Consider the following 19,150-nt stretch of genomic DNA (forward strand, 5'->3'; position numbering starts at 1 on the left):
CGATATTTGAGAAATCATGACAGAAGAACGAGTCATAGGCATTGATCTGGGCACGACGAACTCTCTCGTGGCCTTTATGTATAACGAGCGTCCCGTTGTCATTCCCGGTGAAGACGGCGTCAATCTTGTGCCCTCCGTCGTTGCGCTCGATGTGCAGACGGACCCCAGGGCGCGGCCCACAGTGGTCGTTGGCAATGGGGCGCGCAAGTCGCTGATATCTTCACCCGGCCGGGCCGTCTATTCGGTGAAACGCCTGATGGGGCGCGGCGTGGAGGATGTGCAGGACGAACTGAAGCTTTTTCCGTTCCGGCTTGCGGAGAACGTCCAACCGGGCGAGGTATTGCGGATTCGGCTCGGCGAGATGGAGTTCACGCCATCCGAGATATCGGCATACATCCTTCGCCAGTTGAAGCGGAATGCCGAGCGCTACTTTGGCGGCTCGGTCAGCAAGGCCGTCATCACTGTGCCCGCGTACTTTAACGACGCACAGCGCCAGGCAACAAAGGATGCAGGACGCATGGCGGGTCTTGATGTGCTGCGCCTGGTGAACGAGCCTACCGCCGCGGCTTTGGCCTATGGGCTGGACCGCGAAAAGGAAGGCATCGTCGCGGTCTATGACCTGGGCGGTGGTACCTTCGATATTTCTATTCTGAAATTGCAGGACGGAATTTTTGAGGTGGTTGCGACCAATGGCGATACGCACCTCGGAGGCGACGATATCGACAACCTGCTCATCGCCATTGCCATCGAGGACATACGCGGAGATCTTGGTGTGGATGTACGCGGCAGTGCAGAGGCAATCCAGGCGATTCGCAAGGCCCTGATCGAAGCCAAGATCGAGTTATCTTCGGCGAATAACTCCCGGCTTGAAGTGGCGCTTCCCGGTGGACATCTGTATCGCCGCGAAATTGCCCGCGATCAGTTCGAGGAGTTGATTCAGCCGATTCTCGAGCGCACGATTCGTCCCGTGCGCCAGGCGCTCAAGGATTCGGGCTTCGCTCCGGAGCAAATCCAGGAGGTTGTTCTTGTCGGCGGATCGACGCGTATTCCCGCGGTGAGACAGGTGGTCGATGACCTGTTTCAGCTATCCGCTCGTGGCAAGAAGCCGCACACGGAACTGAATCCCGATGAGGTAGTTGCGCTTGGCGCGGCTGTGCAGGCAAATATTCTTGCCGGCGGATCGAAGGCCACGGAAGACATGCTCCTGCTCGATGTCACGCCGCTGTCGCTTGGCATTGAAGCGCTCGGTGGTGTGGTCGCCAAGATCATTGATCGCAACTCCACCATTCCCGCCTCTGCCACTGAGCACTTCACCACCGGAGTTGACGGGCAGACGAATGTCGCGATTCACGTGGTCCAGGGCGAGAGGGAACTGGCGAAGGACTGCCGCTCGCTGGCTCGCTTCGACTTGAAAGGCATTCCGCCGATGAGCGCGGGATTGCCTCGCATCGAAGTCAAGTTCCTCATCGATGCAAATGGGATCCTGCACGTGTCCGCGTTGGAGCAGCGCAGCGGCAAGCAGGCAGAGATCGAGGTGAAGCCCACCTACGGACTCACGGATGAGCAAGTAGAGACGATGATTCTGGAGTCGTTCGATTATGCCGAGGAAGATTTCCATGTGCGCCAGTTAATTGAGGCGCGCAACGAGGCGGAGACGATTCTTGCCGCCGTTGAGAAGGCCCCACAGCACGCAGCATGGCAACAGTTGAGTGAGCAGGAGCGCGCGGAGATTGCGAAGCTGAGTGGGGAACTCTCTGTGGTGAAGCAAGGCGATGACTTGCCCGCGATTCGTCAGGCAACCGAGGCGCTGGACCATGCGACGCGACGCTTTGCCGAGCTGATGATGGATCAGGCCGTATCGAGCGCGATCCAGGGTGAAACGATGCAGTCTGCCAGCACAAAGCTCGGTGAGGGCCCGACTGCACCGCATGAAATCGCTCCCGCCGAATTCAACTAATCAAACCACGCATACCGAAGCAGACCAATCGAGAGAAGAGCAATGTCAGACGAGAAGACCACGACCGTAGATCTAAGTAAGCCGCCCGCGGAGGGAATGGTTCGCGTTACGTTTTTGCCGGAAGGCAAGACCGTGGAGTTTGCATACGGAAGCATGCCCTACGACCATCACGGCAAGCCGATGTCGTTCCTCGACGTAGCGGAGAACTACGGCATCTTTCTTGACCATGCATGCGGCGGCGCCTGTGCCTGCACCACCTGTCACATATGGGTGAAGGAAGGCGAAAAAGGCATCAGCGAAGCGGATGACGAAGAGCTGGACCGTCTCGATATGGCTGCCGACCAGCAGTTGAATTCGCGCCTTGGCTGCCAGGCGGTAATCACCGGACCCGGAATCTACGTTGTTGAGATTCCCAGCTGGAATCGCAACTATGTTTCGGAAGGCAAGCCACTCACACTGAGTCAGGAAAAGTAGGAGAGGATCATGGCCAGGAATTTAACGTGGACGGATTTCGAAGAGATCGGAATCCAACTGCAGGAGAAGTATCCCGAGGTGGATCCGCTGACGGTCCGCTTTACCGATCTGCACCGCTACGTCGTGGAACTGGAAGATTTCTCCGACGATCCCGCAAAGTCCAATGAAGCGCGCCTGGAGGCCATCCAGATGGCCTGGCATGAAGAATATCTCGACGCGCAATAGCTGCATCTCATCGAGGAGATGCGGTTTCTAATACCAGTCAAAAGCGCCTTGAAACAGTTCAAACTCCGCAGCACTCTCCTTCGAGTAATAGAGGGAGAGAATGTCAAAGCGAGTTTCCGGCTCAGGGGCGGTCGTGTGTGGGATCGTACGCAGGTAGACGCGCGCCAGCCGGCGCAACGTCCGCCGCTTGTCGTCGTCGACGGAGGATTCGGCGCTGGCAACGTTGCGGCTGGAGCGGGTCTTGACCTCAATAAAACAGAGTGTACTGCCATCCCATGCAATCAGGTCGATATCGCCGCGGCACAGTGCGGAGCGATAGCGTCGCGCCACCACAACATAGCCTTGCCTGCGGAGGTGAAAGAATGCATCCTCTTCCCCTCGCTCCCCCGTCTGCAGGTGACGTGCAACGCGGGAAGGCCGCAGCCGCGCGGTAAGCCAGTCAGCCGCGCGCACCACTCCCTGAAAGACACGGAGATGGGATTGAGTTACCAGGGACATTGGTAGTATTGTCAGCCTCAGCGGTGGAGTATGCCAAGTAAATCTCTCTATCGCCAGAAAGGGATGCATTCCTTGCAATCCAGAACGATAGCCGCTAACCCAATTCCCACGGTGGATCGATGCCCGCTGGCGGGCTGCGGTGCGGAGCATGCAGGCACGATTGGCTGGCTTCAGGGCATCACGATTGTCTGGATGATCCTCGAGTGCACGGTCGCGCTGATCGCAGCGGTGCGTGCGCACAGTCCTGCTTTACTCGCATTTGGTTCGGACAGCCTGGTGGAGCTGCTCTCTGCTTCTGTGGTTGCCCTGCAGTTTACTCGCAGATTTCGCGTCGATACAGAGCGGGCATCGCGTATTGCCGGCATTCTTCTCTTCGTCCTTGCAGGCGTCGTTGTTCTCACTTCAATCGGGTCGCTGGCCCTTCATGTCGAACCCGACCGCAGTTGGATGGGCATCGCCATCACCGTGGCGGCATTGATCGTCATGCCTGCACTCAGTACCGCGAAGCATTACCTGGCAGAGAAGACGGGGAACGTGGCCCTGGCTGCGGATTCTATCCAATCGGCGACGTGTGCTTATCTGGCGTTCCTTACGCTCGTGGGCCTTGCAATGAACGCGTTCTTTCATCTGCCGTGGATCGACGCGGTGGCGGCATTGGCGGTTGCGCCGATTCTGGTAGTGGAAGGAAGGCGCGCCATACGCGGCGAAGGCTGCGGCTGCTCCTGAGCAGGCGCTCACACCGGCGCTAAAGGGCAGGCTTCTCGAAGCGCGTGTCTTACAAATCTTGCGCAGGCCTGTGACCCTGGCATCCGCTTGCGGCAAAGATGAGTCGCACTGCGCTATTCTTACCCGGACGCGTGCAAAGTGGAATTGCTCGAAGTGGAAGTGCTCTAAGACAAATATGATGCCTGTGATGGCTCGACGTCCTGTGAATCGGCAAGAAGGAAGGGCTCTGGAATGAAGCAGTCGACAATCTATTGGATCTGGGTAGTGGGCTCGCTGGTGTGGTTGGGAAATTCCGCAATTGTCTGGCACACAGGGCGAAGGGGACACGCAGCAGTATCGTTTGTGATTGCGATCCTCTTTTTTGCAGCCGCATTGCAGTCTCGGCGCAAGGGCAAGCTGCCGGAGTAAAAATGCTCCGTTCCCAACGCAATCCTGTGTTGGAAACGGAGCAATCCTGCTTTACAAGATTCGTTTACTTCATGGAGCTAGCAAGCGCCGTTGCCCGGCTATGCTCGTGCTCCACTTTGGCAATACATTCCTCCAGTATGTCGAGTGCGATACCCGCCTCATGTTCGTTCACGATCAGCGGTGGGGATAGCCGCAGGGACGTTTCTCCGCAGCCCAGAATCAGCAGGCCACGTTCAAACGCAGCTTCCACGATGGCATCGCGCCAGGCTCCGGCGGCTTCCCGCGTGGCCTGATCCTTCACAATCTCGACTCCGATCATCAGCCCGCGCCCGCGCACGTCTCCCACGATGGAGAAGCGTTCGAGCCAGCCCTTCATCCTGGCCATCATCGAGGCTCCAACGCGGGCGGCATTGGCGATGCCTTCGCGCTGCAGCACATCCATCGTTGCCAGGGCGGCTGCGATTGCGACCGGATTTCCGCCGAATGTGGATGCGTGGGAACCCGGCTTCCAATCCATGATTTCGGCTCGCGTCATGCAGATGCCGAGCGGCATTCCCGAGGCAATGCCTTTGGCGATGCAGACGATGTCGGGTTGCACTCCGGTATGCTCGACTGCCCACCATTTGCCGGTGCGGCCTGCGCCGGATTGCACCTCATCCACCACCAGGAGAATGCCGTATTTGTCGCAGATGCGGCGCAATTCCTGCATGAAGATTGTTGGCGCCACCACATAGCCGCCTTCGCCCTGGATCGGCTCGACGAAGATCGCTGCTACTTCCTCCGGCGCCAGTGTGGTGTGGAACAGCTTCTCCTCGATATAGCGGGCACATCCCAGCGCAAACGCCGCTTCCTCCTGCGGACCACCCGTGCAGCCACGATAGGCATAGGGATACCGCACATGGGTCACACCTGGAACCAGCGGGGAAAAGCGGCGCCGCTGCTGCGGTTTGGACGCGGTGAGCGAAAGAGCACCCATGGTACGCCCATGGAATGCGCCGAAGAACGCGATCACATTCTGGCGTTGCGTGTGGTAGCGGGCAATCTTTAGCGCACACTCGATGGCCTCTGCGCCGGAGTTGCCATAGTAGAAGCGGTGCGGCCCCGGCATGGGAGCCACCGCGGACAAGCGCTCCGCAAGCGTAACCATGTGCTCGTAATAAAAATCTGTGCCCGACATGTGGATGAGCTCGCCGGCCTGATGTTGAATGGCCGCGACAACCTCCGGATGACAATGTCCGGTGGATGTGACGGCGATTCCGGCGGCGAAGTCGAGAAAGACGTTACCGTCTACGTCTTCGACACGGATTCCGCGGCCGCGCTTCGCCACCATAGGATACGAGCGGGTGTAGCTGGGGGAGATAAGGCGGTCATCGGCCTCGATAATCGCGCGTGCCTTGGGGCCGGGTAAGGCACATAGGATGCTGGGGCCGTATTGTGCCCGCAATTCGGGCGTAAGCCCTGTATTCCGGTCGGAGTGGGTGGTGTTCTGCATGGGCTATCCTCGCTGGCGTTAGTGCTACGGAAGGGAATTGCGAACCGCATCCGGGCAGTGTCCAGGATGGGTATCGCGCTAAAAAACGGTCCTTCCGAGCGGAGTTAGTCGCCTGCAAAAAGATTGGGCCGAGTGCGTGTTGGCAGTACGTGGAGATATTTCCGGGGAGTGAGCGTCCGCGCAAAGGATTGCGACCAGCAATGTATGCCGGTGAGGACGTCGGTAGACTGAACGGAACGACGCATCTGCGCTTCCCCCGTTGGTCGAGAGCATAGCACGCCACTCATACGCCGCAAAAGATCCTTCGCGGTCTGCGGTAGCGGCCACGAGCATGGGGCACGGGCGGTGGTGATCCGGCGGGATCGGAGGCGATTCTTTTCAAGCGGATCCGAGGCGGGACTCGAGCCGCGGGATTCGAGCCGCAGGAATGCGTGCCCCTGATACGATGAAAATAACGTGGCAAATATCCCGGTCCAAACTACTTCCGCAAGTTATAACGTCCTGACAGGCGACGGGTTACTCCGGTCGCTGCTTCCGCGCACGGTGCGCGCTCTCGGCCGCAAGCCGCAGCGGATCTTCGTGCTTACTTCGCCAGAAATCTGGGCCTTGTGGTCGAAGAGCTTTCTCGCTTCTTTTCAAAAGGATGCGCCTGCGGTGCTCTTTCTGCCCGCGGGAGAAACGCATAAGCACATGCGGAGTGTCGAAGCTCTTGCCCGGCAACTGGCCCAGGCGGGAGCCGACCGCTCCTCGCTGCTGATCGCCTTTGGCGGCGGCATTGTTGGCGATCTGGGCGGCTTTCTGGCTGCCATTTACATGCGCGGCATCGACTACATTCAGGTGCCCACCACGTTGCTCGCCCAGGTAGACTCCTCTATCGGTGGCAAGACGGGCGCGAATCTTCCTGAGGGCAAGAATCTGGTCGGCTGCTTCTACCAGCCGCGCGCGGTCTTTGCCGATGTTGCCCCCCTGCAGACCCTGCCGGAACGGGAGCTGCGTGCTGGACTTTTTGAGAGCATCAAGGCGGGCATTATTCGCGATGCCCGTTTGTTTACCTATCTGGAACGCAACTCGGCGGCCGTTCTGGGGCGCGATCCGAAGGCGCTGGAGCATGTCATCGCGGCATCGATCCGCATGAAGGCCGCGGTGGTCAGCGAAGACGAACGCGAATCCGGCGTGCGCATGCATTTGAATCTGGGACATACCCTTGGCCATGCATTGGAGGCGGCTACCTCCTACCGCAAATTTCTGCACGGAGAGGCCGTGGGGCTGGGCATGATCGCCGCGGTGGAGATTGGCCTGGAGCGGAAGACCCTGACAGCCGCGCAGGCTGAGCGCATCACCCGCCTGATCGATCTCTATGGCCCGTTCCCGCATGCTTCCCTCAGCCCGGAAAAGCTCCTCGCCGCCTCCAGCCGCGACAAGAAGCACTCTGCCGGGATTCGCCGCTTTGTGCTCCCCGTAGGCATTGGCAACGCGGTTGTGGTGGAAGACGTGACCACCGGCGAGCTGACCCGCGCTGCGGAAGCGATGCTGCGCAAAAGGAAGACGCCGTGACCATGGCCGCACCCGGAGCCCAACCCGAAGGCGCCAGGGACGAGCATGGCGCGGCGACTGCTGTCCGCGAGATGTTCGACACCATCGCGCCGCGCTATGACCTGCTCAATCATGTCCTCTCCGTCAATATTGACCGGCTGTGGTGGTGGCGGACTGCGCGTCGATTTCGTGCGATTCTTGCCCGTCCGGACGCAGCGGTTTTGGACATCTGCTGCGGAACCGGGGACATGACACTGGCACTGCTGCGTCGCCGTCCCGCAAAGGCGCGGCCCATTCTTGCGGCGGACTTTTCTCACCAGATGCTGCGCCGCGGCGCCGCCAAATTCGGGCCTCGAGGCGGAGCCAGACTCAGAAACGGTGGCGCGGAAGCGATCGAGGCGGATGCGCTGCATCTTCCCCTGGCCGCAGCCTCGCTCGATCTGGTCGTCTCTGCCTTCGGATTTCGCAATCTTGCAAATTATCAGGCGGGTCTTGAGGAGTTTCATCGAGCGCTCAAGCCCGGGGGGGAGGTCGGAATCCTCGACTTCAATGAACCCGGCGGCTTGCTGGGAAAGCTCTACTCGCTCTATTTCCATCACGTCCTGCCTGCCATCGGGGCGGTAATCTCCGGGGTCTCGGGCCCTTATACCTATCTCCCCACATCGGTGCAACGCTTCCCGCCGCCACCAGAGATGCTGGAGATCATGAAGCGGGCGGGCTTTCGCGATGTTTCCTGGACGCCCTACAGCCTGGGAATTGCGGGACTGTATCGCGGAGTGAAGAGCTAGGGTCTGTTCACCCTACCTGGGCCCGTCCCCCGCAACAGGTAGTGTTAATAGGCCCTGTGCCAAACCTATTTCCGTCTATTCTGAAAGGCAAGTTGAGCGTCGCTCTAGCCCCTCAACAACTCATGGCTGTAGGCTTATCCTATGTCGGTGACTGCAACCGAAACGACCGCGCAACAGCTTAGCAAGGAGAAGCGCACCGTTGCGCTCATGTCCGTTGCTGCGGCTACCGGCATGACGCTGCTCAAGCTCGTCACCGGTTTGCTGACCGGCTCGCTGGGTATGCTCTCCGACGCGGCGCACTCCGGGCTGGATCTGCTCGGTGCTGGCCTGACATTTTTCTCGGTGCGCGTCTCGGACCGCCCGGCGGACGAAGCCTACACCTACGGACGCGGCAAGATCGAGAACCTGTCGGCCTTCACCGAGACATTTCTCATGGCCGTCTCCTGCATCTGGATTGTCAGCGAGGCCGTCTCGCGCATCTTTCTCCACCCGGTCGAGATTAAGCCTTCCATCTGGCCCTTCGGTGTGCTGCTGCTCTCCATGGCGGTCGATTACTGGCGGTCGCACCAACTCATCGCGGTAGCACGCCGCACAGGCAGCCAGGCGCTTGAAGCCGACGCCTTGCACTTTGCCTCGGATATCTGGTCCAGCATTGCGGTCTTCCTCGGTCTGGGCGCGTCCACAATAGGCATCCGATTTCATCTGCCGTGGCTGCGCTTTGCGGATCCTATTGCCGCGGTCACGGTCTCTGTCCTGATTCTCAACTTCAGTTGGAAGCTGGCACGGCAGACGATCGCGGTGCTCATGGATTCCGTTCCTGCCGAGACGCGCTATCGCATGCTGGCCGAAGTGCAGCGCACGGATGGCGTTCTGTCTGTGGAGCAGGCGCGGGTGCGGCGCTCCGGCAACTCCTATTTCGCGGATCTCACTCTCGCGCTCCCCCGCAATCTCACCTTCCAGCGCACAGAGCAGCTTGTCCGCGAGGCTACAGCTGCGGTCAACCGCATCCTGCCCAATGCAGATGTTGTCATTCACACTGTGCCTCGCGCCGGGTTTGCTGAAAGCATCTTCGATCGTGTTCGCGCGGTCGCCTCGCGCAACAACGTGGCCATTCACGACGTCAGCGTGCAATCCTTCCATGGAAAGCTGCGCGTGGAGCAGCACGTAGAGGTGGCTGAACAAATGTCCCTGCGCGATGCCCATGACTTTGTCTGTCGTCTGGAGTCGGAGATACGAAGCGAAATTCCCGAGCTGCAGTCCGTACTGACGCATATTGAGAGCGAGCCGGCAACCATTGAAGAGCCTGTGAGCATGGACCGGGACGATAAAATTCTCGAGATGAATCTGCGCGAGGCAGGATCGCACTTTCCTGAGATCGTAGACATCCACGAGATCGTGGTCGGACGCGCGGGAGAGCGGATCCAGGTCTCCTGCCACTGTACGTTGCCCGACGACATGAGCATGCAACGCGTACACGAGGTGATCACCTCGCTCGAAGCACATTTCCGGGTAAAGAGTCCCGAGGTCTATCGCGTGCTGATCCACCCGGAACCGATTACCGACAACACGCACTGATCTGCATATTGGGAGGCACCATGATTGCGAGCGCCACGTGGAAGAAGGACAGCGAATTCGAGGCCATCTCGGAGAGCGGCCACTCTGTGCTCTTCGATGCAGGCCCGGACCACTCTGCCGGGCCCAGTCCGATGGAAGCGGTGCTCATGGCCTTATGCGGTTGCACGTCGGTCGATGTTGTGGCCATCCTCGGAAAGAAGCGCGAACCCTTTACCGGCCTGAAGGTCTCCGCTACTGCCGAGCAGGCTGGCGCGCCACCGCGTGTCTTCACCCGCATCCACCTTGTCTATCGCGTCAGCGGGAAGGTGTCGCACAAGGCGATGGAGGACGCCGTCTCTCTCTCGAAGAATAAATACTGCTCCGTGTCCAAGATGCTCGAAAAAGCGGCAGAAATCGACTTTGCCATAGAGTATGAAGACGAGCAGGCTGCTGTCTAAAACAGGCGATAACAGGCATAATGATTCGTTTCTTCCAATTCGCTGTCGCAGTCCTTTTACTGGCTCTCGTGACCCTTCTGGCAGCCATTACGACGATGCACTTTGCCATCCATGGCGCGGAAGTTACGGTACCGGATTTTCGCGGCATGACCGTAACGGAGGCTACCCACAAAGCGATCCTTCTCGGCGTCAACCTGAGCGTGGATAACCGCTTCTACTCGGCAGAGGTTCCTGCAGACCGCGTTCTCAGCCAGTCTCCGGCACCCGGCACCGTGGTTCGGCGGGAGTGGCACGTTCGAATTACGCAGAGTCTCGGACCGCAGAAGGTCTCCATCCCCAACGTCGTGGGACAGGAAGAGCGAATGGCCACCATCCAGATTCGACGGCTCGGCCTCGACCTTGGAACCGTGGCTCACCTGCCGATGGACAGTGCTGCGCCGGGGACGGTCATCGCGCAGACTCCGCCTCCCGATGCCGCAGGGGTTGAGCGTCCGACGGTCAGCCTGCTGATTGCGGAACCGCCCTCCGCACCCGCGGCAGGATTTGTAATGCCGGATCTGACAGGACAAACCGCAGCCGCGGCGAGCTATGCGGTAACTCACGTTGGCCTCAAACTGTCGGCATGGAAAGATATCCAGGTTCCCATTGAGCCGCCATCGCAGAATTCTGGCCAGCCCATCAAACCTGTAGTCGCGCCCGGCACGGTCGTGGCGCAAAGCCCGGCACCCGGCTTCCGCGTGGATCCGACGATGGGCGTCGAACTCACCATCGCACGATAACCGGCCCGCAAAAATAAGCTTTAGTCACGAATCAGCATCGCGGCAAAGAATCCATCGCATGCGTGAACTCCCGGCAGCGTGCGGAGAAAGCCGTTGCGGAAGCCAGTCTCCTGGAGTGTGGCGGCGCCTTCCGCGTGGCAAGCCCCTGTTTCCACTAGCCCGGTAAGCCGGTCCTGCAGCGGAAGCAGCCGGTAACCGGCAGACGATTGCAGGCACTCTGCCACTACCTGCTCGTTTTCCTCCGGTTCGAGAGAGCAGGTCGAATAGAGCACGCGGCCTCCCGGCTTCACCGCAGACATGACAGATTGGAGGATCGCAATCTGGCGTTCGCGATGCCGCAGAATGTCCTCAGGCTTCAGCCGATGACGAATCTCGGGATTGCGTGCGATGGTCCCCGTTCCGCTACAGGGGACATCGCACAGCACCAGATCGAATTCATCTTTGAAGGGCAGCGTGGCGGCATCCGCAGCCTGGAAGCGCACATGCGTGCTCTCCGGCAGTGCGCGCAGCAGGCCCTTCATCTGCTCCAGCCGCCGGGCGCTGACGTCGCAGGCAACAATCGACGATGAGGGATTCTTCTCCGCGAGTATCGTGGTTTTGCCTCCAGGAGCGGCGCAGCAGTCCAGAATAGCGGCGCCCTCTCCCGCCAGCTCCGCTACCAATTGGGATCCTTCATCCTGAATGCGGACGAGCCCTTTCCGATATGCAACTGTCGCTGTTACATCTCCACGGGCGACCCTGCGCGCGCGTGTGAGATAGCTGGATGGCGCAAGCTCAATGCCTTCCTGCTGTAAGGCTTCTTCCACGCCGTCGGAAACGATTCGGATATGTAGAGGCGGCTGGTCCTGATCGAAAGCGCAGATCGCAGCCGCGGCCTCCAGCCCGTAATTCGCAGCCCATCTCTCCACCAGCCATGCAGGATGCGCTGTAGCGCTCGCGATGCCGACGGGTGTGGTGGAGTCATGCCGCGAGCGTGCTCCTCCGGCAGCAATCTTCCGCAAAACGGCGTTCACCATGCCTGCTGCGAACTTGTTCTCCGCGCTTTTGGCCAGCTCCACGCTTTCAGAGATAGCCGCGTGCGCCGGAATCCTATCCAGGTGCAGCAGTTGAAATGCGCCCAGGCGCAAGGCGATTCGTATTTCTTCGCTGAGACGGTTGCCGGGCCGCGTGAGAAAAGCATCCACTTGCGAGTCCAGGGCCATCTGCCAGCGCAGCGTTCCCATCACCAGATTGGTGCAGAGATTTCGATCGACAGGAGTCAGCAGTTCCACCTGCCTCGAGCGCAGCAGTTCGTCACAGTGTCCCTGGTTGTGCGCAATCTTCAGCAGAATGTTGGACGCCGCCGCGCGTGCGGGTGAAATCGTAACAGCCATAGTTACCCTAGCTTCTCGCCGCTCTTCAGGGCGTGTCCACGGAGGAAGTCCGCGGCCAGCATCCGCTTTTTGCCTTCGAGTTGAACTTCCGTCGCTTCCAGCCAGGTGCCTTCGCCGCAAGCCAGGAACCAGTGTCCCTGCTCCACCAGAATCTCTCCCGGTTCTGCGGTATGCGCCGGCCTGTCGGCCACCTGGATGCGGGAGAGGGAGAGCTTCTTTCCATGGAACACCGTATACGCTCCCGGCCAGGGCTGAAAGCCTCTCCAGCGATCGAAGGTCTGTTGCGCGCTGCGCCGGAAGTCAACCGCTCCATCCTCTCGCTTCAGGATAGGAGCCAGTGTTGCGCGGCTCTCGTCCTGCTTCGTGGGCGTGATGCTTCCCGCTGCAAGCCCCGCAAGTGTCTCCACCATCAGGCTTGCGCCTTGCTGCGCCAGCAGCGGGAAGATCTCGACCGAGGTCTGGTCGGGAAGGATGGGCAGCGTGGACTGCAGCAGAATATCGCCGGTATCCAGACCCTCATCCAGGCGCATGGTTGTCGCGCCCGTCACTGTCTCGCCCATCGCTATGGCCCACTGGATCGGCGCAGCACCGCGATACTTTGGCAGCAGGGAAGCGTGCAGGTTCAGGTTCCCTTGTGGCGGCAGATCGAGCATCCACTTGGGAATGATCCGTCCATACGCAACCACGAGAATCGCGTCAGGACGGATTGCCTCCAGTTGCGCGCGGAACTCCAGATTGTTCTTGAGCTTTTCCGGTTGTACCACCGGCAATCCGCGGAGAAGAGCCGTTTCCTTGACCGGGGGAATGGTCAGCGCCATGCCTCGGCCGCTTGGCCGGTCGGGCTGCGTAACCACCAGTTCGACGTGATGCCCGGCCTCGAGGACCGCTTGCAATGTAGGTACGGCGAATTGCGGCGTTCCGCAGAAGACCAGCTTCACATCTGCCTCTGCAGGGAAGATTTTTGTGCGTCAGGCGTAGAGATTACCACTCACCTGCCCTTTGCAGCTTGCGGATCTGACGCAACGCCAGATCGCGCTTCAGCATGCTGATGCGGAAGATGAACAGAATCCCGTCCAGGTGATCGATTTCATGCTGAATACAGCGCGACAACAGCGCTTCTGCGTCCTTTTCGAACCACTTGCCCTCGAGGTCCTGCGCGCGCACCACGACCCGGGCCGCACGCGATACCTTGGCGCGAATCTCCGGCAGGCTCAGGCAGCCTTCGTCTTCCAGTTGCTTGCCTTCGCGCAAGATGATCTCGGGATTGACGAGCACCAGCTTATCTTCAGGATTCTTCTTGAAGCTCAGGTCGATGACCGTCAGGCGCTTGGACACGCCGATTTGCGGTGCCGCCAGCCCAATGCCCTCCGCCGCGTACATGGACTCAAACATATCGTTTGCCAGCGTCCGCAGTTCTTCGTTGAACTCCGTTACCGGCAGCGCAGGGCGCTGCAGAATGGGGTCAGGATACTTAACGATAGGAAGAACCATGGGTAAACTCTCTTGTGCCTTCATCTCTTTAGAACCTGTGGATCTGCTCCAGATACCCCTGATAATTGCGCCGGAGTTCCTGAGCGGAATCGCCTCCAAACTTTTCCATCACCAGCTTCGCAAGGGCAAAGGCCACCATGGCCTCTGCTGCCACACCCGCGGCTGGCACCACGCAGATGTCGCTCCGCTCATATGCCGCCTTGGTCACTTCGCGGGTCGCAAACGAAACCGAAGCCAGGGGCCGCCGCAGCGTGGAGATCGGCTTCAGATAGCCGCGTACAACAATATCCTCGCCATTGGAGATCCCGCCTTCGATGCCTCCTGCGTTGTTGTGGTCACGGATGAAGCGCGTTTGCCCGGCATGCTCCTCGTCGCTGTAGGCAATGGCGTCGTGTACCTCTGAGCCAAAGGAGTGCGCCGCAGTCACGCCGCGGCCGATCTCGACGGCCTTGACGGCCTGCAAAGACATGACCGTCCAGGCAAGAATGCCATCCAGGCGCTCGTCCCAGTTGGCATAGGTGCCAATGCCGGCCGGCGCACCGTGGACCACCACCTCAAAAATTCCGCCGACCGTATCGCCAGTCTTTACGGCGCGATCGACCTCTGCTTTCATGCGCTGCTCGGTCTCCGGGTCGGTGCAGTTCAGCAACACCTCTTCGCGATGCGCGAGAGCCGCAATCTCTCCCCAGGAGGGAGTCTTTTCCAGCTCCACTGCGCCAACGCGGACGACGTGGCTGGCCACTTCTATGCCCAGCGAACGCAGCAGCGCCTTGGCGAAGGCACCGCCTGCGACACGCGCTGTCGATTCCCGAGCGGAGGCCCTCTCCAGTACATAGCGGGCATCCGGGAAGCCATACTTCAGAGCGCCAGCCAGATCGGCGTGGCCTGGACGTGGCGAGGCCACAGCCTTGTGCTTTGCGGGATCGCCTGCCTCAACCGGAAGAATCTCTTCCCAATTCTTCCAGTCGTGGTTCGATATCTCGATCGCCACCGGCGAGCCGATCGTCTTACCGTGCCGCACTCCAGAGAGTACGTGCGCCTTGTCCTGCTCGATACGCATGCGCCCGCCGCGGCCGTAGCCCTGCTGGCGGCGCCAAAGTTCGTGGTTCACGAAGTCGAGGTCAACTTCGAGACCGGCTGGAAGTCCCGATACAAGAGCAATCAAGCTCTCGCCGTGCGATTCACCTGCAGTGGAAAAACGGATCATGGGCGTAAAAAACCAGCTTCGATTGTATCGCAGCTCATGGGTTGCAGCTTAGGGGGCGCAGCTCAGTGCCAGGATCGCCCGCTAGGCAATCAGCCATTCATACTGCTCCTCTGTCAACGGAACGACTGAGAGCCGTCCCTGCTTCACAAGAGGCGAGTCCGTGAAAAGCTTCTCTTTTTTGATGTCCGAAAGGGCCTTTGGATTCTTTAGCGGCCTGCCGGCCTGGATACGCACCAGCGGAGTCTTGGGATCGGAGGTGTCCACCGACAGCACCTTGGCGATTCCCACAGCCGTGCGCACATCTCCCGTGTGGTAGATGACGAGCTTATTTCCCGGCTTCATGGCGGCAAGAAAGTTCACCGCCTGCGGATTGGCAACGCCATCCCAGATGGTTTCCTTTTCACGCTCCAGATCCGCGAAGGAGTACACATCGGGTTCTGTCTTGAGCAGGTAAGGCATCGCTACACCTCCTGGCACTACACTTCCCAGCACTACACTTCCTTGGATTCGCCAGCCTCGGACTTGTCTGTTTCGCCTGCTTCATCGGCAAGAAAGCCGCTCGTACTCAACAGGGCCCGCTCCATCGCGCGCACCCAGTCCGTAAACTGATCGGCGCTCTTTCCCTGGGCCGCGCTGCGCTCCAGCTCGCTGCGGATCGTCTGCATCTTGGCGTCCATATCGTCCAGGTAATGCAGCAGGACCGCCTCCGGAATCATGGGAAGTTTCGGAGAGCCAAATTCATACTGGCCATGGTGGCTCAAGATCATGTGCTCGACCAGCAGCCGCAGCTTTGGAGGGAAGTCCGGCAGCGTCTCCAGCTTCTTCTCCACCATGCCGATGCCGATGGTGATATGGCCGAGCAACTGGCCTTCCATCGTGTAGCTGAAGCCCGTGGTCCAGCTCAGCTCGCGCAGCTTCCCAATGTCGTGCAGCATCACCCCGGTCAGCAGCAGATCGCGGTTGATCTCCGGATAATGGCCAGCGGCTAGGTCCGCAATCCCCATCAGCGAGACAATGTGTTCCAGCAGTCCGCCGATCCATGCGTGATGCATGCCCTTGGCCGCGGGTGCGTTGCGCAAGGCCGCCGCAATTTGCTCGTCCTCGAGAAACGCGTTGAGCAGCGCCTTCAGGTGCGGATTGTGAAAGCTGTCTACATAGTTGGTAAGCTGCCGCCACAGTTCATCGACATCCTTCGTCGTCTTGGGAAGAAAATCTCCAAGATCGAACTCGCCCTGGGGCGCACGCCGGATGCGCTCGACCTTAAGCTGCAGCCGGCCATCGAAACGGCATACGACAGCGCGAACTTTGACGACCTCGCCCTGCTCAAAGAGCGGAATGCACTCTGGAACGTTGTCCCACATCCGCGCTTCCACCTGTCCGGTTTTATCGGTCAGGATCAGGGCCAGGTATGGGCTGCCATCTTTCTTGGTGCGAACCTGTTTTTGCGTCGCCACAAAAAACGAGGTGATCGCCCTGTCTTCATGTGCAGCAAAGTCCGTTATATAGACGTCTTTCATTCCTTGCCTGAGCAGCCTTACTGCTGGGGTACTGGAGCGGGCGCTGCCTGGGGAGGTGTAGCCGGAGTGGCAGCAGGCTGCGCAGTTTCCGGAACGTTCGGTACCGCTTCGGGCTGCTCAGGCGCTTTCGTGGTCTTGGAATAGCGAACCTTCTCGCCAGTATGCTTCACCTTTTTCGGCTTCTTGGAGGTGTCGCCTGCGAGCCCGAGTGGAGCGGCCTGCGTCTTTTCTGTCGCCGCCTCGTCTTCGCTGACCGGCGGAGGAGCGAAGGGGTCAACCTTGGGACCCTTCACCTTCTTCGCCTTGGGCAGCTTGGCGCGGTCGCTAAAGCGCTTCTTTGCCTGGGGGGGCGCCACGGGCTCCAGCGGATTCACCACCGGCTCCTCTGCTGCCGCCTGATCGCTGGAAGGAACTGCTCCGGCGTCCAGATGCTCGGTCTCGGTCGTCGCGACAGGCAATGTCTCCCGGGGAGCCTTCCCATAGCGGATCTTTTCTTTCTTTCCGGGCTTCATAGCCAGCGGCTTGCTGGCGGCCTGTTTTCCCGGTGCTCCGCTCGTGGCTGCTGCGGTTGTTGCTTCTGAAGCACCTGTAGCGGGACCCGTAGCTGTATCTGCAGTGGCAGCGGCGGCCGCAGCACCACGTCCACGATGATGCGACGTTTGCCGATAGCGAACCAGGGCTGCCTTTTTCTTCTTGGGAGCAGGGGGTGTGTACGCGCTGTAAATCGGCTTTGTCTGGTTGGGACTTGCGCCACTGTCGATGTAGCCGGGTTTGATATCGACGAAGGCCTGTTCGCGTAGCTTTGTCAGATACTGCCGCAATGCGGGCTGCATGCGCTCCATGAACGCCGCTTCCTCTACCTGCTGCTCTACCGCGGAGAGGGGCGCAGCGCCACCACGCACATGCTCGGTTACCTTGAGAATCACAAAGCCCTGCTTGGTGCGAATCGCATCCGTATTCTGTCCCGCATCGAGGGCGAAGGTCTTGTCTTCCAGAACCTTGGCCAGGCTCCCGCGGCGAAAACTACCCAGGTCGCCACCCTGCGGTGCCGTGGGTCCGCCGGAAGAGCTCTTTGCCAATGCGCTGAAGTCGGCTCCGCCCTTGAGCTGAGCGACGATGCTGTTTGCCTTTGCTTCAGCTGCGGCAACCTTGGTTGCGTCGTCCGTCTCTGCTGTTGGAATCAGAATCTCGCTCAGACGTACCGATTCCGGCTGGTCGAACTCAGCCTTGTGTGCCTGGTAGTAGCGCTGGACGTCGGACTGCGACAGTTGAATGTGCCGCCCAACCTCTTCCCGCACTACTGACTGGGTGATGATCGCATTGCGCTGATTCTGTTTGAAGTCCTCAAAAGAGACCCCTTGCGACTGCGCGGCCTTCTCCAGGTCCTCCATCGACTCCAGATGATTCTGTTTCCGAATCTCGTCGAGTTGCTTGATCAGCTCGGTCTCACCGGTAATGCCCAGCTCCTTGCCTTTGGAGAGCAGTAGCTGCTGGTCGACCAGGTCGCGCAGCAGATCCTTGCGGCGCGCTTCCACGTCTCCGTTATTACGGCGAACTTCGGCCTGCAACTGCTGATCGGCGCGCTCATAGTCCGACCGGGTGATGATCTGGTCATTGACGCGGGCGAGGATGTCCTCGACCACGACTCCCTGGGTAGCGGACTGAGGCTGCTGCGCCGGGGCAGAGCTCGATCGGGTAGATTGGCTGAGTGCCGAAGTGGCCACAAGGGCGGTGCTCAGAAGCAGCACGGCCGGGGACTGCAAGGATCGAAGAATCATGTGTCTCAACGTCTCGATGAGGACCACCTGGCGCCGGCCTTTACCGGGTCTGCATTCCTCAAGGAACACGCTCCCGGCTCGACCGTAATGATTGCGTTTGCTGACAGGCTCCGTCAGGCCATTCTAAACACCCGAAGCGTGAAATCCAATTCGCAGGCGGCGAATGCGGTAAATTCCCGCGCCTCATCTCTCCTTAATTGGACTGGAGGCCGGCGGGGAGGTCACCCCTTTTCGCATCCATAGGCCGCAAGAAATACATCGACGGCCGCCTTGACCCTGCTCTTTTTGTCTCTCTGGGATGGATTTGGCGCTACTCCGAGCGCGGCGCGCATCAACAGCCTGCCGGTAATCATGTCCAGAAACTGTTCGGCGGCAATCTCTGTATCCTCCACCCTCAGCCTGCCCAGGTCCCGCTGCTTCCGGATGTAGGACTCCAGTTTTGCAAGCCCACGGCCTGCGCCCTGGTTGTAAATCAGCTCGCCTAACTGCGGAAAGCGCCGGGACTCCATATACACAAGGCGCAGAAGCCCTACGGCGCTGGCCTCGAGAACCATATCCAGAAGGCCTGCACCGAAGGTCATGAGGGCTTTTTGCGGAGGATCGTCCGAGATAAGAAGGCTTGCGATCCGGCAATACGTTGCATCCACGCGCCAGGTGATCACCGCCTGAAAAAGCTCCGCCTTACTCGGGTAGTGCAAATAAATCGTCTGCTTGGAGGCCTTTGCGCGGCGGGCAATTTCGCCCACGCTGGCTGCCTCGAACCCCTCGGACACGAAGACCTCTGCCGCAATATCCAGCAGTGCGCCAAGCCGGATATCGGGCTGATCTTTGCTTTCGCCCTCGATCGTCGCGCAGGGATCAATTTTGTCTTTCGTCATTTGCATTCAAGACT

At 59.8% G+C, this 19,150-nt stretch carries 20 protein-coding genes; 10 read left to right on the forward strand and 10 right to left on the reverse strand.

Annotated elements, in window-relative coordinates:
* Positions 1-16: 16 nt before the first annotated feature.
* From hscA to iscX, 3 genes are read left to right on the forward strand one after another with little or no spacing between them, the layout of a single operon-like run.
* Positions 17-1,957 carry a Fe-S protein assembly chaperone HscA gene (hscA, locus tag VM554_01160; protein ID HVJ06969.1) on the forward strand — a complete coding sequence of 647 codons (1,941 nt, stop codon included), beginning with the start codon at positions 17-19 and terminating at the stop codon, positions 1,955-1,957.
* 42 nt (positions 1,958-1,999) lie between these two features.
* Complete coding sequence (locus VM554_01165; protein HVJ06970.1) at positions 2,000-2,431, forward strand: 2Fe-2S iron-sulfur cluster-binding protein; 432 nt, start codon at positions 2,000-2,002, stop codon at positions 2,429-2,431.
* Between the two features lie 9 nt (positions 2,432-2,440).
* Positions 2,441-2,656, forward strand: coding sequence for a Fe-S cluster assembly protein IscX (gene iscX, locus VM554_01170; protein HVJ06971.1), 216 nt, complete (start codon positions 2,441-2,443; stop codon positions 2,654-2,656).
* Between the two features lie 27 nt (positions 2,657-2,683).
* On the opposite strand, the gene VM554_01175 is transcribed toward iscX, so the two are convergent.
* A complete protein-coding gene (locus VM554_01175; GenBank protein ID HVJ06972.1) occupies positions 2,684-3,154 on the reverse strand; it encodes a YraN family protein in 471 nt (156 codons plus the stop codon).
* A gap of 72 nt (positions 3,155-3,226) precedes the next feature.
* On the opposite strand from VM554_01175, the gene VM554_01180 reads away from it, so the two are divergent.
* Both VM554_01180 and VM554_01185 read left to right on the forward strand, forming a co-directional pair.
* Positions 3,227-3,880 carry a cation transporter gene (locus VM554_01180; GenBank protein HVJ06973.1) on the forward strand — a complete coding sequence of 218 codons (654 nt, stop codon included), beginning with the start codon at positions 3,227-3,229 and terminating at the stop codon, positions 3,878-3,880.
* 231 nt (positions 3,881-4,111) lie between these two features.
* Positions 4,112-4,288 (forward strand): hypothetical protein, encoded by a 177-nt coding sequence (locus VM554_01185; GenBank protein ID HVJ06974.1) that lies wholly within the window; start codon positions 4,112-4,114, stop codon positions 4,286-4,288.
* Positions 4,289-4,352: 64 nt separating this feature from the next.
* On the opposite strand, the gene VM554_01190 is transcribed toward VM554_01185, so the two are convergent.
* The gene (locus VM554_01190) at positions 4,353-5,780 is read right to left on the reverse strand and encodes an acetyl ornithine aminotransferase family protein (GenBank protein HVJ06975.1); all 1,428 of its coding nucleotides are present in this window, start codon (positions 5,778-5,780) and stop codon (positions 4,353-4,355) included.
* Between the two features lie 456 nt (positions 5,781-6,236).
* Here VM554_01190 and aroB point away from each other — a divergent pair, with 456 nt between their 5' ends.
* The 5 genes from aroB to VM554_01215 all read left to right on the forward strand — a co-directional run bounded on the left by aroB (position 6,237) and on the right by VM554_01215 (position 10,892).
* Positions 6,237-7,334, forward strand: a complete 1,098-nt coding sequence (aroB, locus tag VM554_01195) for a 3-dehydroquinate synthase (protein ID HVJ06976.1) — start codon at positions 6,237-6,239, stop codon at positions 7,332-7,334.
* A gap of 2 nt (positions 7,335-7,336) precedes the next feature.
* On the forward strand, positions 7,337-8,101 hold the full coding sequence (locus VM554_01200) for a ubiquinone/menaquinone biosynthesis methyltransferase (protein ID HVJ06977.1): 765 nt from the start codon (positions 7,337-7,339) through the stop codon (positions 8,099-8,101).
* 141 nt (positions 8,102-8,242) lie between these two features.
* Complete coding sequence (locus VM554_01205) at positions 8,243-9,676, forward strand: cation diffusion facilitator family transporter (GenBank protein ID HVJ06978.1); 1,434 nt, start codon at positions 8,243-8,245, stop codon at positions 9,674-9,676.
* 20 nt (positions 9,677-9,696) lie between these two features.
* Complete coding sequence (locus tag VM554_01210; GenBank protein HVJ06979.1) at positions 9,697-10,113, forward strand: OsmC family protein; 417 nt, start codon at positions 9,697-9,699, stop codon at positions 10,111-10,113.
* Between the two features lie 20 nt (positions 10,114-10,133).
* Positions 10,134-10,892 (forward strand): PASTA domain-containing protein, encoded by a 759-nt coding sequence (locus tag VM554_01215; protein HVJ06980.1) that lies wholly within the window; start codon positions 10,134-10,136, stop codon positions 10,890-10,892.
* Between the two features lie 20 nt (positions 10,893-10,912).
* On the opposite strand, the gene rsmB is transcribed toward VM554_01215, so the two are convergent.
* From rsmB to VM554_01255, 8 genes are all read right to left on the reverse strand, one after another.
* Positions 10,913-12,265, reverse strand: a complete 1,353-nt coding sequence (rsmB, locus tag VM554_01220) for a 16S rRNA (cytosine(967)-C(5))-methyltransferase RsmB (GenBank protein HVJ06981.1) — start codon at positions 12,263-12,265, stop codon at positions 10,913-10,915.
* Positions 12,266-12,267: 2 nt separating this feature from the next.
* Complete coding sequence (gene fmt, locus VM554_01225; GenBank protein ID HVJ06982.1) at positions 12,268-13,203, reverse strand: methionyl-tRNA formyltransferase; 936 nt, start codon at positions 13,201-13,203, stop codon at positions 12,268-12,270.
* A gap of 43 nt (positions 13,204-13,246) precedes the next feature.
* Positions 13,247-13,756 carry a peptide deformylase gene (gene def, locus VM554_01230; GenBank protein ID HVJ06983.1) on the reverse strand — a complete coding sequence of 170 codons (510 nt, stop codon included), beginning with the start codon at positions 13,754-13,756 and terminating at the stop codon, positions 13,247-13,249.
* 28 nt (positions 13,757-13,784) lie between these two features.
* Positions 13,785-14,963, reverse strand: a complete 1,179-nt coding sequence (gene aroC / locus VM554_01235; GenBank protein HVJ06984.1) for a chorismate synthase — start codon at positions 14,961-14,963, stop codon at positions 13,785-13,787.
* Between the two features lie 81 nt (positions 14,964-15,044).
* Positions 15,045-15,422 carry an EVE domain-containing protein gene (locus VM554_01240; protein HVJ06985.1) on the reverse strand — a complete coding sequence of 126 codons (378 nt, stop codon included), beginning with the start codon at positions 15,420-15,422 and terminating at the stop codon, positions 15,045-15,047.
* Positions 15,423-15,454: 32 nt separating this feature from the next.
* Positions 15,455-16,480 carry an HD domain-containing protein gene (locus VM554_01245; GenBank protein ID HVJ06986.1) on the reverse strand — a complete coding sequence of 342 codons (1,026 nt, stop codon included), beginning with the start codon at positions 16,478-16,480 and terminating at the stop codon, positions 15,455-15,457.
* 17 nt (positions 16,481-16,497) lie between these two features.
* The gene (locus tag VM554_01250) at positions 16,498-18,258 is read right to left on the reverse strand and encodes a peptidylprolyl isomerase (protein ID HVJ06987.1); all 1,761 of its coding nucleotides are present in this window, start codon (positions 18,256-18,258) and stop codon (positions 16,498-16,500) included.
* A gap of 221 nt (positions 18,259-18,479) precedes the next feature.
* Positions 18,480-19,136, reverse strand: a complete 657-nt coding sequence (locus VM554_01255; GenBank protein HVJ06988.1) for a TetR/AcrR family transcriptional regulator — start codon at positions 19,134-19,136, stop codon at positions 18,480-18,482.
* Positions 19,137-19,150: the final 14 nt, after the last annotated feature.

Source organism: Acidisarcina sp., from assembly GCA_035539175.1.
Classification (GTDB): domain Bacteria; phylum Acidobacteriota; class Terriglobia; order Terriglobales; family Acidobacteriaceae; genus JANXZS01.

What these genes read in the sequence shown, in the direction of transcription:
- hscA (HVJ06969.1), top strand. Translation starts at nt 17, where the DNA reads ATGACAGAAGAACGAGTCATAGGCATTGATCTGGGCACGACGAACTCT.
- rsmB (HVJ06981.1), bottom strand. Translation starts at nt 12,265, where the DNA reads ATGGCTGTTACGATTTCACCCGCACGCGCGGCGGCGTCCAACATTCTG.
- VM554_01210 (HVJ06979.1), top strand. Translation starts at nt 9,697, where the DNA reads ATGATTGCGAGCGCCACGTGGAAGAAGGACAGCGAATTCGAGGCCATC.
- VM554_01255 (HVJ06988.1), bottom strand. Translation starts at nt 19,136, where the DNA reads ATGACGAAAGACAAAATTGATCCCTGCGCGACGATCGAGGGCGAAAGC.
- VM554_01250 (HVJ06987.1), bottom strand. Translation starts at nt 18,258, where the DNA reads ATGATTCTTCGATCCTTGCAGTCCCCGGCCGTGCTGCTTCTGAGCACC.
- VM554_01165 (HVJ06970.1), top strand. Translation starts at nt 2,000, where the DNA reads ATGTCAGACGAGAAGACCACGACCGTAGATCTAAGTAAGCCGCCCGCG.
- aroC (HVJ06984.1), bottom strand. Translation starts at nt 14,963, where the DNA reads ATGATCCGTTTTTCCACTGCAGGTGAATCGCACGGCGAGAGCTTGATT.
- VM554_01200 (HVJ06977.1), top strand. Translation starts at nt 7,337, where the DNA reads ATGGCCGCACCCGGAGCCCAACCCGAAGGCGCCAGGGACGAGCATGGC.
- def (HVJ06983.1), bottom strand. Translation starts at nt 13,756, where the DNA reads ATGGTTCTTCCTATCGTTAAGTATCCTGACCCCATTCTGCAGCGCCCT.
- VM554_01190 (HVJ06975.1), bottom strand. Translation starts at nt 5,780, where the DNA reads ATGCAGAACACCACCCACTCCGACCGGAATACAGGGCTTACGCCCGAA.
- iscX (HVJ06971.1), top strand. Translation starts at nt 2,441, where the DNA reads ATGGCCAGGAATTTAACGTGGACGGATTTCGAAGAGATCGGAATCCAA.
- VM554_01240 (HVJ06985.1), bottom strand. Translation starts at nt 15,422, where the DNA reads ATGCCTTACCTGCTCAAGACAGAACCCGATGTGTACTCCTTCGCGGAT.
- VM554_01175 (HVJ06972.1), bottom strand. Translation starts at nt 3,154, where the DNA reads ATGTCCCTGGTAACTCAATCCCATCTCCGTGTCTTTCAGGGAGTGGTG.
- VM554_01215 (HVJ06980.1), top strand. Translation starts at nt 10,134, where the DNA reads ATGATTCGTTTCTTCCAATTCGCTGTCGCAGTCCTTTTACTGGCTCTC.
- VM554_01245 (HVJ06986.1), bottom strand. Translation starts at nt 16,480, where the DNA reads ATGAAAGACGTCTATATAACGGACTTTGCTGCACATGAAGACAGGGCG.
- VM554_01185 (HVJ06974.1), top strand. Translation starts at nt 4,112, where the DNA reads ATGAAGCAGTCGACAATCTATTGGATCTGGGTAGTGGGCTCGCTGGTG.
- VM554_01205 (HVJ06978.1), top strand. Translation starts at nt 8,243, where the DNA reads ATGTCGGTGACTGCAACCGAAACGACCGCGCAACAGCTTAGCAAGGAG.